The organism is Tolypothrix campylonemoides VB511288_2 (genome assembly GCF_045999855.1).
Taxonomy (GTDB): Bacteria; Cyanobacteriota; Cyanobacteriia; order Cyanobacteriales; family Nostocaceae; genus Scytonema; species Scytonema bouteillei_A.
Genome location: NZ_JBFPMW010000013.1, coordinates 42,601 through 59,189 on the forward strand (window position 1 = coordinate 42,601; position 16,589 = coordinate 59,189).

Here is a 16,589-nt window from a genome sequence, read left to right on the forward strand (position 1 = left end):
TGGGGGTTAGGTTATTGATATTTCTCCCAGCCCCCAATCACCACTCACTGTTACGAAAAAATTCCAGCCGATACCGATACAGCGCAACGGGTCGAGAACCAGCACTGAAGTAATTTGGATCTTGCGGTGACAGGTAAACAGCAGTCACTTGATCTGCTTCTATTGCAGGGCTTCCAGCAAGACCATCTAATTTGTGATATGCAGTTGTGGATTCAACAACATTAAAGAAAGGACGCCCACCACCTTTAAATATTTGTTGAAAGACTTCTGTTCCAATGAATTTGCCATCACCTGTCGTTTCTGTGGCGCGTCCACTAATTGTAGAAACAAGCTGGCGATCGCCACGCAAAAAAGTAATTTGACGATTGGGAGTTTTTGGATCTACTTTGACAGATAACACAGCATCACTCAGATAAGCCCGTGCCAAATTTAAACCGTTAAAAGCTCTATCCGCTACAACTGCGACTGACTTGCTATTGATTGTGGGAATGGCTTTCAGCGCTATGGCTGGCAATTTTGATTTGACAAATCGTACTTTGAAACTTATGGGTTTGTTGAGGTACTGACGATTACCTTCAAATCCGGGTGTAACAATGTCCGGTGCTAAAGGTGCAGCTAAATCGGAAAGTGTGCTTTTCACCTCCCAATCACCCTCCATCCATTCTGGGTAAACTAAATCACCTACAGCAGGTTGTACGGATGTTAGTTTTTCCCAACGCTCGAAATTTGCCAACTTTTCAGATAATTCTCCAGCTTCTGCTGCTCCACCCCAATACAGATATAACAAAATTAAGCAACAAGCCCAAATAATTTTCATAATCGCGATATATGTTAATTTATTTTAAATTATTCAATGCGATCGCTCATATAAGAAAAACTTAGGTTACTTTTTTATCATCAAATTTAACAAAGACATAACAAAACTAAATACAAACATTTGTCTCTTAACTAAAATACCATTTAAAAGAAGCTCAAGGATTGAGCAGAGACTCAAACACGACTTCATGCTCTAGAACTACTGATTTTTTTGGTGGAGTGGAAGTTGCACACTAACACCGAAAGGTGTACAGATCTACCCTAGTGCTCATCGCCCGATTCTGATAGAAAGGCAGCCATCAACAAACTATTTCTTGAATCAATACGGGTAGATAGTATTTTTTACTATCTCAATGATTCCACGATATGTATGTATATAAGTATACTTATAAAATAATCTATATATGTAAATTTCCTGAAAAAGATGAACCGGAAAATTTCTTGTCAGTAATATTACTCTTTTTAAAGCTAAAGGAGGGTATCTATCCTTGCTAACAAGATGTTTTAAAAGTCGCATAACGATCGGGGTGCAAGTTGATATAAATCAATCATCGAAAGAGTACTTGCACGAATGAGTCTATCTAGTTCTTTTACGGATTTTTCTTTAGCTGAATTGTTCCAACTGATCGACCACGGACGAAAATCTGGTTGTTTAACAGTTTGTACCTTACCAGATCTACAATCTCCCATGTCTAAATCCCAGTATTTCTACATCTGGTTTAGACAAGGAAGAGTGGTAGCGGCTGCTCATCACTTGCACGGTCAGGAGTTAATTTCTAAAATTGTCAAGCGAGGCTTGGCAAATTGGAAAGTTATAGAAAAAGTTTGTACGGATGCTCCTACAGCTATACCTCTTGGGTTACTGCTGAAAACTGAAAGTCTCCTAACAGCCGAGCAACTCAACCTGCTGTTTGCAAACCAATTACAAAAAGTTCGGGAACTTTTTGAAATTCAACAAGGAGTATTTAAACTAGATAGCAAAGCAGCTTTGCCTCTAGAAGAAATGACCGGATTAAGTCTCAGAGCAACGGAAGTGGCTCTGATAGCTTTAAGAGCATTAAAAAACTGGAAAGCACTAGAAGATGTTTTGCCAAATCCCAGTTCAGCTGTCAAAAGTATTTCTCACGCTAAACCACAAATTCGCTTGCACGCTTGTGAATGGCAGGTATGGGAATTCGCTAATGGGAGTGTTTCTTTAAATGCGATCGCAGCCCAAATCAATCAACCTCTTGCTTTAGTTCAACAAGCGACTTTCCGGCTCATGCTTGCGGGTTTAGTGGAAGAAGTTCTCACAGTGACATCAACATCAAACTTAAATGATGACTCTTTGAATTGGGACTTCATCGAAAATTCTGAAATGAAACGCCAAAAATCAAAGGAATCGGAAGCACTCAAAATCAGCACTTCATTTTTGCAAAATCTAGTTGGTTTTTTAAAGAGCAAAACTTGAAAATAGGGGTTAGGAAAGACCCAACGACCATTTTTATTTGTCCTAATGTTAGGACAAGACATGAAGGCTACTAAATTGACAGACACTAGAAACACGACTCCCTGCCAACCACTCACCACTATAGTGTAATAATAAAATCACAACATTAAAGTATGTGCTGTAGTTACCATGCCTTTGGGCAAAATTCTGAATCTACTGCTAGTAGCACTTGAAAGAATATCAGCTAAGCCTGCAAAAGTAACAGACGAATTGCAAACCACAGAAGAGTTGCCTTCAACCACTACTGTGGAAAATACAGAAGTTAGTGGAGAGAATGTCTCAAATTTGTTATCCTTGACAGAAGCCGCTAAATCCCCTCAATCAGAAATATTTGAGGAAAAAAATGCGATCGCATTTTCTAGACTCCAAGATGAGTTACACAACTTTGTCTCCGGTAGTGCTGAAGTTGAAGGTGCAATTATTATTAGCCCTGATGGCGTGGCGCTAGCTTCTGTGTTATTACCAGGTATGAATGAAGAGCGTACTGCTGCAATGTCAGCATCCATGCTTTCATTAGGGGAACGTTTTGGACACGAACTTGCCCGTGGTGCTATCGATCTGATTGTAGTGCAAGGAGAGCGAGGTTACGGAGTTTTAGTTGGTCGCGCTCAAGAGGCTTTTTTGTTAGTTCTTGCCAGTCCTGCGGCTAAGCAAGGCATACTGTTTCTAGAAATTAAACAAGCATTTACCAAAATAGCCCATTTGTTGAACTAGAAGAAGGTAGTCCTGATTTATCAGTTTTGATGGGGTAAATTAATCTAACTCCCGGCTTCTTATCGGAGTTGGGGAGCTAGCAGACCGATGAAGAACATCCTTCTTCCACGCTCTCTATTATCAAGTAACAGAATGTAACGAAATTTTGTATAATGTATAAAATTTTGCTACTTTTTAGTGGCTGCGTAAGCATACTAGCTGAAGAAATGTTTGTTTTAATACTTAGGAGAACTCACAATGGCTTTAAATCCATATACGTTTCTGCTGACATTAGAGAAGCGTGCTGGTTTTACAGATGAAGATAAAGCTTTGCTTCAAGCTAATGCAGATTGGGGAGTCAAAGTTGCTCCAGCTATGACCAATCACTTTTATGCCTACCTCGGACGCGATGAGGAAATGAATAAAATTTTACACACCGGAGAAGAACGCATTCATCGCTTGCATGAAACTTTTATACAATGGTTTCAAGAAATGTTTACGGGTATTGATAATTGGGGTCCTGCCTATGCAGACCGACGCTGGAAAATTGGTTTAGTTCACGTTCGTATTGGAATTGGACCTCAGCACGTTGTACCGGCAATGGCAACAGTCATACATGAAGTAGCCAAAGAGCTACAAGTGGAAGGTCAAAGCGAAGCACTGAAAGATTCTCTCAGTCGTATCTGTATGATTGACTTGGCTTTTATCGAACAAGCTTATGTGGAAGTCTCTTCAGCAGCTGTTCTCCAGGAAACTGGTTGGACAGAAGGTTTATTTAGGCGCTTAATTGCGACTGGCGCACGTTCTATGTAAAACTGGTTCCCAGAGCCATAACAGGGTAAGCAATACGACTAAAGCCGCCTCTAAGGGGTGCATATGCCAATGTACTTTTAGTAACTGAGAAATACTACTTATAAGCGGATTAGGGGGGGAACATTTCACAACGTAGTTATTTAGAAAATTTAGTATTTAAGTTTGAAAACTTACTAACTACTGTTGTAAAATCCCAAAGATAGCAATAAAGCTAGTTCAGGGTGTGCAATCTGTCATGCAATTTTTATATCGTTTGCATCAGTTGAAACAAAAAAATTGTTGTCACATTACCTGAAGAGGATAAAACAATAATGTATCTCGTCAAGTTATCTCTGTTTGTAAAGTCAAAGTTACAGAGTAAGTTCATTATTATATTTACGTGGCTTGAGATTACCTGCGACATTTCCCCAGCGCTTGGATGTGGCTCCAAGGGCTGTAACCTTATGAGGTATCAATGGCAATTCTACGCGTAGTAGTTACAGGAGGCGTAGGCGCAGGAAAAACGAGTTTGATTCGTACAATCAGTGAAATAGAAGTCGTGGATACCGATAAGAAAGCGACAGATGAAGTGCGACAACTGAAGGAAAAAACTACAGTTGCTTTAGATTTTGGACGACTCACTATTGCATCGAATCAATCGCTCCACCTATATGGTACACCCGGTCAACTGAGGTTTGACTTCATGTGGGATATTCTAATTGCCAAGGCGCATGCTTACATTTTGCTAGTAGATGCTCATCGTCCAGAGCACATAAGATTTGGACGGCGGATACTCAGCTTTGTCAACCAACAAGTGAAACTCCCGCATATCATTGGCTTGACACATACAGATTGTCCGGATGCATGGGATGCAGAAGACGTAATTCTTGCTTTGGGATTGCTAGATGAGCGTACTCGACCGCCAATTGTATCTGTCAACGCGACTAGTAAACCTTCCGTAGCACAAGCTTTGATTGCTCTTGTTCAAGAGATCGGTAACTTTTACCTAAATACTAATCCGTAGCCATTTTGTTAAGCGATCCGAGTGCATACCTATAACAATATCAATACAAACAACACCCTTTTGGAGAGGTAAAGCCATGATTAATGTTTCAATGTTGCAAGATGAATTACAAAATTTTGTGTCTAGCAGTGCTGAAGTTCAAGGTGCAATCCTTGCTAGCCCTGATGGATTGGCGTTAGCTTCCGTGCTGACAGTAGGAATGGACGAAGAGCGTACTGCTGCTATGTCAGCGTCCATGCTATCACTTGGAGAACGCATCGGACGCGAGCTGGCTCGCGGTAGTGTTGACCGAATTGTGGTAGAAGGTGAGAAAGGTTACGGTATCTTAGTAGGCTGCTCTCAAGAAGCTGTTTTATTGGTTCTTGCTAGTGCAGCTGCTAAGCAAGGTGTTTTGTTTTTAGAAGTCAAACGGATTGTGTCTAAGCTTGCGCCTTTGCTGGCATAATTCAGGCATGGAGTAGCAAGATACCCGGCTTCTCAAGGAGGTCAGGTATCTGACTGGCGTAAATAAAACTGGATGTGGCAAACTTAAATCTCAGATGGTGCAGGTTCCCACACTTCGCCGTACTTTTCGCGCAGACTCTGCCAAGCCTCTACTTGACCGGGTTCATATTCTCCTGGTTTCCCCCACTGCAAAAAGACACTTAAAGCTGGTTCCTGTTTTTCATCAAGAAAGCGGATGGCATAAGTCGTAAAGTTACCTCTTTTTGCCTCTCCTGTTTCAAATTTTACTTGAGTAATTTTATCCATATTCAAGTGAAATTCAAAACCTTCGGTATGCATATTCGCATATTTCCCTTTAGGTAATTCTGCATAAAACAGCTTTTCTATCTTGCCCCGCGCTTCTAAGACAGCCGCACTACTTGTGACAATAAGACGTAATGTACCCAAAGTCTCACAAGCTTCTAAAAATTCCTTTAACGTAGCTGTCATAGTTAAATGTCCTTTCTTCCGTGTCTAAATTTTATAGTACTAGAGCAGACAAACTAATGACAGGTTAGATCTTGTGGGTTGGGAATAGATCCGTCCTCATTTTCGGCTGTTAACACTATGCGACCATCAGGAGTTATAAATAACTGTTTTGCCTCGGTAATGCGATCGCCCAATTTCCAAGTCTGAATCTTTTCTCTGTTGACTCGTCCTTGTCGCTCCTCACGTCCTGAAACTGGTTGCACTTGCGTGACAATATAAGGTATGGTGCCCTCATTTGGTGTTTCTGGCAAACCACCATTACCTGTGACAACAAAGCTTCCACGGGAGGCATTTCTGCTAGCCAAACAGCTATTTGCCACTATAGTATCAGTCGCAATAAAATTGCTAGGCTGTTCTTGAAGAGAGCTTTCCTGCTTAATCTCGGGACTGGTTATATTAATTATCCCGTTAATCCCTAGTTCGCTAGAGGCGGTAATGTCGCTATCAGAAGAGCGGAAGATACCTTGAGTATTAATGTTGATATTACCGCCTTTGCCTTGAGATGCGTTCGCGGTAATATCGCTGTTTTCAAGTTGAGCTATAGCTCCCACATTCAGCGTAATGTTGCCACCATTACCAGAACCGCCAGCAGTGGCGCTAATAGAACTACCACGACGCATCATCAAGGAATTTGCTTGCATGAATATGTTGCCACCTTCACCCAATCTGGTTGTGGCAGAGAGAGATCCTTGATTATCTAAAAGAATAGAGTCAGCATTTACCTGAAGTTTACCCGCCTCTGTCGGTCCGTTATTCGCAACAGCTACCGTACCTTTATCTCGAACAACCAGACGGTCAGTATTAATATTTACACTACCTGCTTTTCCAGTAGGATCTGTGTTAAATCCATTAATAATAGAGCGAATTTCTGGGGAAGTTGCAGACGACGTGATAGTGCCACCACTCACATCAACTAATTCTGAAGTATTGATAGTAACACTTCCAGCATTTCCTTGACCAATAGTCGTAGCATTGACTCTCGCTCCGTCTCGAACTGTTAATCGTTGAGCATTGACAATCAAACTACCGCCATCTCCATTGTTGAAACTACCGACCCTCAAATCAGTCGGTCCTCCAAAACTTAGATCTTTGCCAATCAGTTCTACAGTCTCAGCATTCACTGTCAAATCTCCTCCCGCTCCAACACTATATGATGCAGTGGAAATGATGGCTCCATCAGTAGCAGTTAACCGCTTAGTCGATATACTTAAATCACCCGCATTGCCAGTAGAACCACCATTCACGCTCACAAAAATGCTACTGAGAAAGCGGGGATTCAAAGGTGACGAGCCGAGCACTTGTACCGAATCTGAAGCATTTATACTGACATTGCCAGAATCTCCAGCACCAAAGGTTCTAGTGACGATTTGTCCACCTTCTTGAAAAGCCAAGTTTTTGGTAGAAACTTTAATTTCTCCACTAGCTCCAGATGTCGTTGTTTCAGTAGTAATACTACTGCGAATTCTTCCATCTGCGGTTGTACCGATAAATTCCAGTGATTCCGAGGCGTTAACATTGATACTCCCTCCCGGTACTGAAGAGACTAAGTTTTGAACGAGCCCAACAGAACCGTCTGCTAGTCGTACTTGGCGTCCCGCAACGTAAATTCCACCACTGCTATTAGACTCACTCGCATCTAAAGAGGATTTTTGAGAAAGTTGAATATCTCGAAAGTCAGAAACTCCTTCATAAGAAAGTGTAAATCTAGTAGAAGCCGAATTTATCTTGACCTGACCTGCGCCAACACTTCCCAATTCAATTCGTCCTTGTTCTGCAACCAGTTGACCGCCTTCTAAGGAAATACCCCCTCCAACCAACGCCAGCGTTCTTCCCGGTTGCACGCTTAACGCTTGGGGATTCGTCTCTCGGGTAAAGGGTGGGAAAGCATCTTTGGGTGTCGGAATAAATCTTAGGTTATGACCTGTACCCTCTACCCTAATAGGTGCTGGATTGCTACCAAAGCCCAAGCCAATAGGAACGCTAACTGTCAGGACAGGAACCGATTGAGAATTGGCACTAAATTGCGTCCCGTCAGCAAAGTTAATACTGCTGGCTGTTGTACCCAAAAATGACCCTTTCAAATCCAAGCTTGCACCCGTACCGAACACAATGCCATTCGGATTCATCAAAAATAAATTGGCATTGCCCAAAACGCCTAATGTACCGTTAATAATAGATGGATTTGTGCCTGTCACTCGCGTGAAGATGTTAGTAACATCTGTGGGGTTACTGAAGTAAACACTGCGTCCGGCATTAATATTAAATTCACTAAAGCTGTGGAATAAATTATTACCCTTAATAGTGCCACCATTAATGACATCACTTAATTGTCCATTCGGTATCACTTGAGTTCCAAGTGTAGCGTCCGGAGTCACTTGCGCCATAGCCTGAGTCGGAAAAATCAGGGTAAGCAATCCCACCCCATACAATTGCCACCAGTTCTTCATATTCATAATCTAAAATCTAAAATCTAAAATCTAAAATCAATTACTGCCAATTCCCTACCAAAATAAACGGCGACCAAATCGCTGGATGTCCATCTGGGTCAGCAATCATCTTCAGTTGCGCTTGTCGTAACGCTTCTGCTTTAGAGACGCCTGGTTGCTGCATTTGGGTATAGAAATTCTGAATGAGAGGTACCGTATCGGCATCATTTACAAACCACAAACTTGCTAGCGTACTTTGCACGCCCGATCGCAGTGCTACTCCCGCAATACCCAAAGTAGCACGAGTGTCACCCGCAGCAGTTTGGCAAGCACTGAGGGTTAGCAATTCAATTGGGTGTTTGCTGGAACGCAGTAGTGCCTCAAATTCGTCAAGTAAAATACGGCGGTCAAAGAGTTGCAAGAAAGTGCTGTTAGGGTCTGCACTAAACTTGCCATGGGTAGCTAAGTGAATAATGGGATAACCAACCTTATCGATTTGCTGTTGCAAATTTTTCAGAGTGAAATCATTATCTAAAAATCGCTCGCCACCAAGAATTTTCTGTACGCCCTCAGCTTCTGCCTTCACATTAGGTAAAGGAGCAAAGGGTGGAATCTCGGCAGTTAACCCAAAAATTGCCGCTTTGGTATTGTGTTTGGTTTGTTGCTTGCTTGGTGTAAAGTTTAGACCGAGAGTGGCAGCAATAGCATACTTTTCTACAAGAAAGTGTTTGCCGTCGTGTAAAGCAGCCATTGGTACGTTTCTCAGCACACCATCATTGATAAATACCAAGGTATTTGGTTTCGCTTTTTCTAAATCTGTTGCAAGGGGTTGAATCAACAAGTTGTACACTTTCTGTGCTTCTTGCAAATACTCATCGCTCGAAATATCTTCCAAGGAAAAGCGCAAGCGGTCTATCGCTTGTTCCATCTTTTTTCCTGGCATTGCTACTGGATAGGTCTTGACCTCACCATCTGGTAGACGCAACACCATATAAGTACTTTCGTTAAGAATAATTGAGTTAATAACTGCGGCATTGTAAGTATTGGGCTTAATGAGGCGATCGCTCGTTAAACGTTGCACTGGCACGCACTCATCACCAAAGAAGTTTTGCAGTTCACTCAATTGCAGCAGTTCTGATACCTGAAGCACTTCTTGGACTGGAGAAGATGGGCGATCGTTCTGTACTGCTTTGGCTTGTTGTACGGATGTGAAATCTTGCATCTTTTGGCTAGTGACTTCTTTCTCCAAAAGCAATGCCATTAATTCCCGGTATACGGGTTCTACTGAATCGCGCAAGTCAAATTGTAAGTCTTTACTAGCAACGGCAATATCGCCGCGAATGTTTTGCACTGAAGCAATAGCTTGTCTGTAAACTTGAACAGCTTGCTCAGTTTTTCCTTGGGCTTTATAAATGTGTCCTGCTTGTGCTTGAGCGCGAAAGACGCTATCTGTGGCATTGACCTGCTGCGCTATAAACTGCGCCTGTTGGGTTAATTCCAGAGCTTTTTTTAGATCCCCCGACTTTTCATAGGCTTTGCCTAAAGACGTCAGTGCAAAGGATTCAGCCCTGAGATCGCCAATATTTCGAGCGGTAGTAATGGCTTGAAGCAGGTTTTGAACTTTCAGTCCTGTTTGATTTTGACTTTCTACCAAGTTAATTAAAGCGTAAGCTTTAGCACGAGAATCTGGTACTTCCTTGAGAATTGCCATCGCTTTTTGATGATATGTCTCGATTAATTCCTGTTGCGGTGATTGCTCGAGAGCCAAAAAACGTGCCAGATTTAACAATGCTTTAGCTTGGGGTATCCCACCTACTGCCACAGATACCTCGACGCTTCGTTCATAAGCTGCTCGAGCGGCTTGTGCATCTTGCTTTGCCAAATTTGACAGGTTTGCTTCTTCTTTCTCGTCCCCTTCCCGCTCGGCTAAATTTTTTAGTAGCAAATATCGTTGATAGCGGTTTTGATAAACATTGCCCAGGTTATTCCAGCCAGTAGCGATAAAGTTGGAATTTTTTAATTGAGTAGAGATTTCTATACTCGCTTTATGGGATGCGATCGACTCCTCCCAATTTCCTAATGCTGCATAAGCATTTCCTAATGCTCCACTAGCAGCTGCTTGCATAGCTATATCTTGGTTTTTCTCAGCCAGTTTCATTACTGAGTGAAGTATTGGCATGGCATTTCGAGGCTGTCCCAGAGCATTGTAAGCTTGCCCTTGTTCGGCTAATATCTGTGTCAGCAAACGACTAGATTCTTGATTGTCGATCGACCGATAGATTTTAGCGGCTTCTTCCCATGACTTTAGTGCTTCTCCCAAATTTCCACTTTGGCGATAAGCAGAGGCAAGATTGGTGTAGAGAACGGCTCTCGTTTTCTTGTCAGACGTTTGCCCTAGCACCTGATTCCAAAGCTCGATCGCCTGTTTATATTGCCCAGCCACGTATTGGGCAAAGGCTTTATCCACCAGTCCGCCAGATACAGAACGAGAAATTTCTGTTGGACGAGCGAGCTCTGTGGCGTTGACTATTTGCTCAGAGGCCAGACAATGCAACCCCAAACTGACAAGAAAAGCCATGACATATAAAAACCCAGAGCGATACAGAGTTTTCTGCCGCATACAAAAAGCCGCCCTCTTTAAAGAAGCCATTGGCGATAATGTAACTTTTGTCTGACATCTTTCGTCAATGGTAAAAATCATGAAATTTTGATTCTGTTGTAATTAATTTGTTCTGGAATTCCAGTATTTTTTCGATTGCTTATATTTGAAAATCGATCTTGTTGTATTTTGACAAACATAGAGGTTTTCAAAATAACAAATAACTTTTCATATATTAATCCGAGACAATACTGATTTTTCTATCTATTGAGAAGCAGGAAAATAGTATTACAAAACATTTTTTGAAGAAGGATGCTAAAAAATGATTTTTTGTTCAGCCAACTAGTTAGGGAGTAAAAAGTAGACTTCAAAATTTGGATTTTACTCCCTTTTCGCTCTAAAATTATACCGCTCTTGTAGAGTGAGTATTGCCCACCCTACTCTTAGAGGATGTTTGAAAAGTAGCAGCCGAGGTATTCAAAACTTTAGAAACCCCTAAATTACCTTTAAAAAGGTAATTTTAAGATGGCTTTCCCCCCTTTTTAAGGTGGGCTAGGGGGGCTCTTAATACAAGGATACACTTTACAGACATCCTCTTATAAGTAATTTTCTAGCGGAAAGGGAGTAGCTTATAGTCTCAAGCAAATTCTTCATTCAAGGGTTTTCAATTATGATTGTAATTCACAAGTTTTTTTCAGTATTGGGAGTAGCCTCCTTAAGCCTGGTAGGAGTCTTTTCTTCCATTAGCGTTACTTTTAATAATTCTGGCTATCAAGCCTCATTACCGCTAAAAATTGTGAATGGCTCGGCTAATGCTGGTACGCAGCAATACGTTCCTCCAAGCGGTCGGCGTCGTATTCAAAGAACAGAAGGCAGTGGTGCCCGTGGTTGTAGTAATTCTATACCAGTGAGGTTAAACTTGTTAACTCCAACAAACCATATTGCTAGAACGACATTGTCACATCCGACATTTTTATGGAGTGTATCAGAAAGTACTGATAGAGTAATGGTATTTACGTTAACAGCGCCAGGTAGTATACAGCCTGTTTATCAAAAGCGGATGAAGGCAGATAAAGCTGGAATTATGAGTCTGGAACTACCTCAAAGCTCTCCAGAATTGGCTGTTGGTAAAGAATATCGCTGGACGGTAACATTAATGTGCAACGAAAAACGTCCTTCCGAGAATATTAATGCCCGTGCTTGGATTGAACGTGTTGAGATCTCGCCAAATTTATCTCAACAATTGACAACTGCTAATTCAGAACGAGATCGCGCTCTTGCTTATACTCAATTAGGTATCTGGTATGATGGACTGGCAATTCTAAATAAACTACAAGCAGCTAATCCAACAGATCGACAAGTGTTTAATTCATTTATTTCACTATTGGAACAAATTGGTTTAAATAATGTCGCAACGCAAGAGCGCGATCGCCAACAAAATTAAAAATATCCAAATCTCTCTTGCAGTCTGTTGCTGGCAACTTGTTCTACGGAATAAGACGACAAGGACGCTCGCCCCACATTCAGAGATTCAGATTTGGAGATAATTAATTTCTTGGAAAGTTCTAAGAGTGAATTCCAAGGTTGCTTGGGAATACTACGAACAGGTGCGTTGTTATATTCACTCAACCACCTGTTTGACCTTCACAACTCACTCAGCAATGAAATCTTTTTTTAAGACTAAGGGACTTTACCATTTTCCTAACAATCTTCATTCTCAATTTGTCAGTTTTTTAAGTAGCAAACTAAAAAAATTTACCACTCAATGGCATGGAACGTTAATTGTTGCACCTACTGTGGCAGGATTAACTATTGCTATCCGAATGCTGGGTTGGCTTGAACCTTTGGAACTGACAGTATTAGATCTCAGTTTTCGCCTGCATCTGCAACCGCCACCCGATAATCGCATCGTTATAGTTGGAGTTGAAGAATCAGACCTTGCTAGGCTAAAACAATGGCCTATATCAGACGCTACAATGGCAAAGCTTTTGACTCTAGTCAAACAACAACAGCCTAAGGTTATTGGTTTAGATATATATCGAAATTTACCTGTTGAACCAGGTCATAACGAGCTAGTCAAGGTCTTTAAAACAACACCAAATCTCATTGGCATTCGAAAAGCAGTGGGCGATCGCTTTAGTTCAGAAGTTGCAGCACCATCTGAATTAGCACGTTTGAATCAAGTCAGTGCCAATGATATTGTCATTGATAACGATGGTGTATTGCGTCGGGGAATGCTCTATCCCATACCAGGAGAGCCGTTACCGAGTTTGGGACTAGCAGTAGCACTCGCTTACTTACAAGATAAAAATATAGCGCCAGAAGCAGCTAGCGATGGCTCTCTGAAACTGGATAAGACTGTTTTTCATCCTTTTGAAGCAAATGATGGTGGCTATATAGGAGCCGATGCAGGTGGGTATCAAATTTTACTTAAATTTCGAGGGAGTGCAGGCAGTTTCTCTACTGTATCAGTTATGGACGTATTGGAGGGGCGGATACCACAAAATTTAATGCGCGATCGCATTGTGCTGATTGGTGCAAATGCTACAAGTTTAAATGATGCTTTTTATACACCGTATAGTCGTAATTTTCGCAGCACACCCGTGCGAACTTCAGGAGTAGAAATTCAAGCAAATTTAGCAAGCCAAATATTAAGTTCAGTCTTAGATGGTCATTCCCTTATTCAGACTTGGAGTGAACCATTAGAAAATTTGTGGATTGTCCTGTGGGCTGCAGTCATTGCTGGCTTGGGTTGGAAGTGGCGGTATAATAAGGCGCACTTTTTTTTGTTGCAACTGACGGCTTTGCTATTAGGGGCGATCGTAATTGCTTGTCTAATTGCTTACATGAATTTTCTACTATCTTGGTGGATTCCTATAGTACCACCCTTGCTGGCTTTATTTGGCTCAACTATTGCAATTTCCGGGCAAGTTTATATCAGCCGACTGCGAGAACTCAATACCAAACTTGAGCAAACAGTAAAGAATTTAGAACAGGCAATGAGCGATTTAAAACAATCACAAATTCAACTTATCCAGAGTGAGAAAATGTCTGCTCTTGGTCAGTTAGTCGCGGGAGTAGCACATGAAATAAATAATCCTATAGGTTTTATTGCTGGCAATATAGAATCCTTAAAAGGGTATATGCAAGACTTGACAAATCACCTAAAACTTTATCAGCATTGTTTTCCCAATCCGGGGATGGAAATTGAAGAAGATGCTGAGGCTATAGATTTAGAATACACATTAGAAGATTTATCAAAAATAATTTCCTCATTAAGAACAGGAATACAGCGCGTTAAAGATATTAGTATTTCATTGCGGACTTTTTCCCGTAGCGATAGTTCTGCTAAAGTACCTTTTAATATTCATGAAGGGATTGACAGTACGATACTCATTTTAAAACATCGCATTAAAGGAAACAGCAAACGTCCGGAAATTAAAATTTTTCAAGAATACGGTCATTTACCAATGGTCAATTGCTTTCCCGGTCAGTTAAATCAAGTATTCATGAATTTAATTGCCAATGCTATTGATGCCTTTGACGAATCGACGCGGGAGCAGTCTTTTGCAGAAATGGAAGCTAATCCCAATCAGATTAGGATTATTACAGAAGTCCTAGCAGATAAGAATATGGTAGTGATTCGAGTGAAAGATAATGGTATGGGTATGTCAGAAGAGGTAAAACAAAAGATATTTGAACACTTATTTACCACCAAAGCTGTAGGTAAAGGAACTGGTTTGGGATTATCAATAAGTCTCCAAATTATTGAGGAAAATCATGGTGGTAAATTGACTTGTATTTCTGCTCCGGGAGAAGGCGCAGAATTTATAGTAGAAATTCCGATTAGTTAAGAGTTGGATTGCCGCTAACTTTAAAATGGCTGGTAGATCAAAGAGAAATATATGCCATTGTCTTGTAAAGAATTTCCTTGTCGGTCGAGAGAAGTGAGTGGAATTCCCCAGTCTAGGCGAGCAGAAAAAGCACCGCTATACTGCCAGCGCAAGCTCAGCCCCGTACTTGCAAAAAATCTATTATCTACCGCTGCGCCTTTATTATTCCAGACTTTACCAAAATCAAAAAATGGGGCAATTTGTATTGTCCCAAAACCACCAGGGTCTTTCACTATTGGAAAGCGGATTTCTAAAGAACCTGTAATGCCATTATCTGCAACGAATTGGTTTTGTCGATAACCCCTGACTGTATCCACACCGCCAATACTAAATTGTTCTAAAGGTAACAATGAGTCAGGTGTAAGTTGCGTAGCAATACGTGCGAGCCCAATGAAATCTTTTCCCAAACTTTGCACCCATTGAAACTGTCCCATCCAACTCCAAAAACGCCCATCCACTCCCGTGTTATTAACTGTTGCGTCAAAAGCATCAATTCCCCAACTAAATTGAGAACGAGCTGCTAATACCCGTTTGGGAGTACGGTTAATCCAGTCTTGGCTAAACCGCAGAACCGTGACCTTCGATCTACCATTCTCTGGACCGGTAGAGAAAGAATAGGGAATATCATCGAGCAAGAAGGTGCGGCTTTGCCGTAAATCTGCTGAGAGGCTGAGGGCAAATTCACTACTTTGGCTGCGAACTATTGGCTGACGAAAGCCGATGGAAAAAGTCTTGGTTCGACCCAGGATATCTAAAGGTGAGAAAGGTTCTTCAATAATGCGGCTGTTGCTATCAGCATATCGCAGGTTGAGAGTCCCATCGCGAGCATTGAGGGGAATAGCATAACCAATATCGTAACTATTGCTACCTGCTGTATAACCAACATCTGCTGTTAGGCGATCGCCTAATCCTAGCAAGTTTTGATAGCTAAATGTACTGCTTCCCCTTAACGAACCAATACTAGGAGAATCGCGATTTTCAATTGTGAATCCGCCTCTCAAAGGTCTTGCTTCTTTCAAAGTCACAGATAAAACACTACGTCCAGAGGTTGTACCAGCTTTTAGTTCTGCTTTAACTGAGGTAAACAGAGGATCAAGCTGCAATAACTGCAATGCAGTTTCCAATCGACGGAGGTTGATAGGTGTACCACTAGCAAGACGAATGCGATCGCGGACATAATTTTGCCTCAATCGTCTCAATCCTTGAATCTCTATCTTTTCTAGTTCGCCTTCTACCACTTGAATGCTAACCACTCCCTTGGAAATATCTTGCGGTGGTAAAAAAGCCCCAGAAGTTGTGTATCCTTTACTGGTGTAAAAATCTGTAACTGCAGTCCGAATGGCCAACAGTTGTTCAAATCGAGCCTGTTGACCGATAAAAGGTTGTACGACTTTATCCAATTCAACTTGAGAAAATACTGTACTGCCTAAAACTTGAACCGCTTTGATACTAACAGTTGTCTCTACAGCAGTTGCAGATTCCGTTGGCGTTACTGAAGGTGTTACCTGTGTTGTTAATGTGGGCTCGGAACTTGATAGATTATCCGGTAATAGTTGCAACTTTGAACCCAAAGGCGTAAGATTTAAACCTGTATTTACTTGTCGCCTAGAAGTCTGGGTATGCGCTTTTAAAGCTGAACGCAACCTTTGCCATTTAAGATTTTGAATATTAAATTTTGTATTAGGTAAAATCTCTGTTCTTTCCAAACTGCATTCATTGCAATTATCGTAATGTACATCCGTACTCTTACTATAAGGTTTTTCAGCTAACACAATAGAATTGACGCTCAGGTATGATAAACCCGTACAAGCGGTTAGAATATAATATTTTATTAGTTTGATTTGTGATGTCATCTTTGCTACTGCTCTGTTCCATGTACATACAG

At 41.4% G+C, this 16,589-nt stretch carries 11 protein-coding genes and 1 pseudogene; 7 read left to right on the plus strand and 5 right to left on the minus strand.

The window, feature by feature from the left end:
* Window positions 1-37: 37 nt before the first annotated feature.
* Window positions 38-817, minus strand: a complete 780-nt coding sequence (locus AB0756_RS30485) for a DUF6816 family protein (RefSeq protein ID WP_038090317.1) — start codon at window positions 815-817, stop codon at window positions 38-40.
* 570 nt (window positions 818-1,387) lie between these two features.
* Between AB0756_RS30485 and AB0756_RS30490 the strand changes: the two genes are divergently transcribed.
* The 5 genes and pseudogenes from AB0756_RS30490 to AB0756_RS30510 all read left to right on the plus strand — a co-directional run.
* Window positions 1,388-2,266 carry a DUF4388 domain-containing protein gene (locus AB0756_RS30490; RefSeq protein ID WP_038090320.1) on the plus strand — a complete coding sequence of 293 codons (879 nt, stop codon included), beginning with the start codon at window positions 1,388-1,390 and terminating at the stop codon, window positions 2,264-2,266.
* A 168-nt stretch (window positions 2,267-2,434) separates the two neighbouring features.
* Window positions 2,435-3,019, plus strand: a complete 585-nt coding sequence (locus AB0756_RS30495; protein ID WP_038090321.1) for a roadblock/LC7 domain-containing protein — start codon at window positions 2,435-2,437, stop codon at window positions 3,017-3,019.
* 237 nt (window positions 3,020-3,256) lie between these two features.
* Window positions 3,257-3,811 carry a protoglobin domain-containing protein gene (locus AB0756_RS30500; protein WP_038090323.1) on the plus strand — a complete coding sequence of 185 codons (555 nt, stop codon included), beginning with the start codon at window positions 3,257-3,259 and terminating at the stop codon, window positions 3,809-3,811.
* Window positions 3,812-4,265: 454 nt separating this feature from the next.
* Window positions 4,266-4,814, plus strand: coding sequence for a GTP-binding protein (locus tag AB0756_RS30505; protein ID WP_038090325.1), 549 nt, complete (start codon window positions 4,266-4,268; stop codon window positions 4,812-4,814).
* A gap of 70 nt (window positions 4,815-4,884) precedes the next feature.
* Window positions 4,885-5,259 (plus strand): annotated as a pseudogene (locus tag AB0756_RS30510) (roadblock/LC7 domain-containing protein); the annotation flags it as partial.
* Window positions 5,260-5,342: 83 nt separating this feature from the next.
* Here the strand turns inward: AB0756_RS30510 and AB0756_RS30515 are convergent.
* Genes AB0756_RS30515 through AB0756_RS30525 form a run of 3 tightly spaced genes read right to left on the minus strand, consistent with a single transcriptional unit; the run spans window position 5,343 to window position 10,913 of the window.
* Window positions 5,343-5,747 carry a ChuX/HutX family heme-like substrate-binding protein gene (locus AB0756_RS30515; RefSeq protein ID WP_038090329.1) on the minus strand — a complete coding sequence of 135 codons (405 nt, stop codon included), beginning with the start codon at window positions 5,745-5,747 and terminating at the stop codon, window positions 5,343-5,345.
* A gap of 53 nt (window positions 5,748-5,800) precedes the next feature.
* Entirely contained in the window at window positions 5,801-8,239 is a 2,439-nt protein-coding gene (locus AB0756_RS30520) for a two-partner secretion domain-containing protein (RefSeq protein WP_050046775.1), read from the minus strand.
* Between the two features lie 34 nt (window positions 8,240-8,273).
* A complete protein-coding gene (locus AB0756_RS30525) occupies window positions 8,274-10,913 on the minus strand; it encodes a CHAT domain-containing protein (protein WP_082051904.1) in 2,640 nt (879 codons plus the stop codon).
* A gap of 568 nt (window positions 10,914-11,481) precedes the next feature.
* On the opposite strand from AB0756_RS30525, the gene AB0756_RS30530 reads away from it, so the two are divergent.
* A complete protein-coding gene (locus AB0756_RS30530; protein WP_167844767.1) occupies window positions 11,482-12,255 on the plus strand; it encodes a DUF928 domain-containing protein in 774 nt (257 codons plus the stop codon).
* A 127-nt stretch (window positions 12,256-12,382) separates the two neighbouring features.
* Entirely contained in the window at window positions 12,383-14,665 is a 2,283-nt protein-coding gene (locus tag AB0756_RS30535) for a CHASE2 domain-containing protein (RefSeq protein ID WP_050046777.1), read from the plus strand.
* A gap of 20 nt (window positions 14,666-14,685) precedes the next feature.
* On the opposite strand, the gene AB0756_RS30540 is transcribed toward AB0756_RS30535, so the two are convergent.
* Entirely contained in the window at window positions 14,686-16,557 is a 1,872-nt protein-coding gene (locus tag AB0756_RS30540; protein WP_050046778.1) for a ShlB/FhaC/HecB family hemolysin secretion/activation protein, read from the minus strand.
* Window positions 16,558-16,589: the final 32 nt, after the last annotated feature.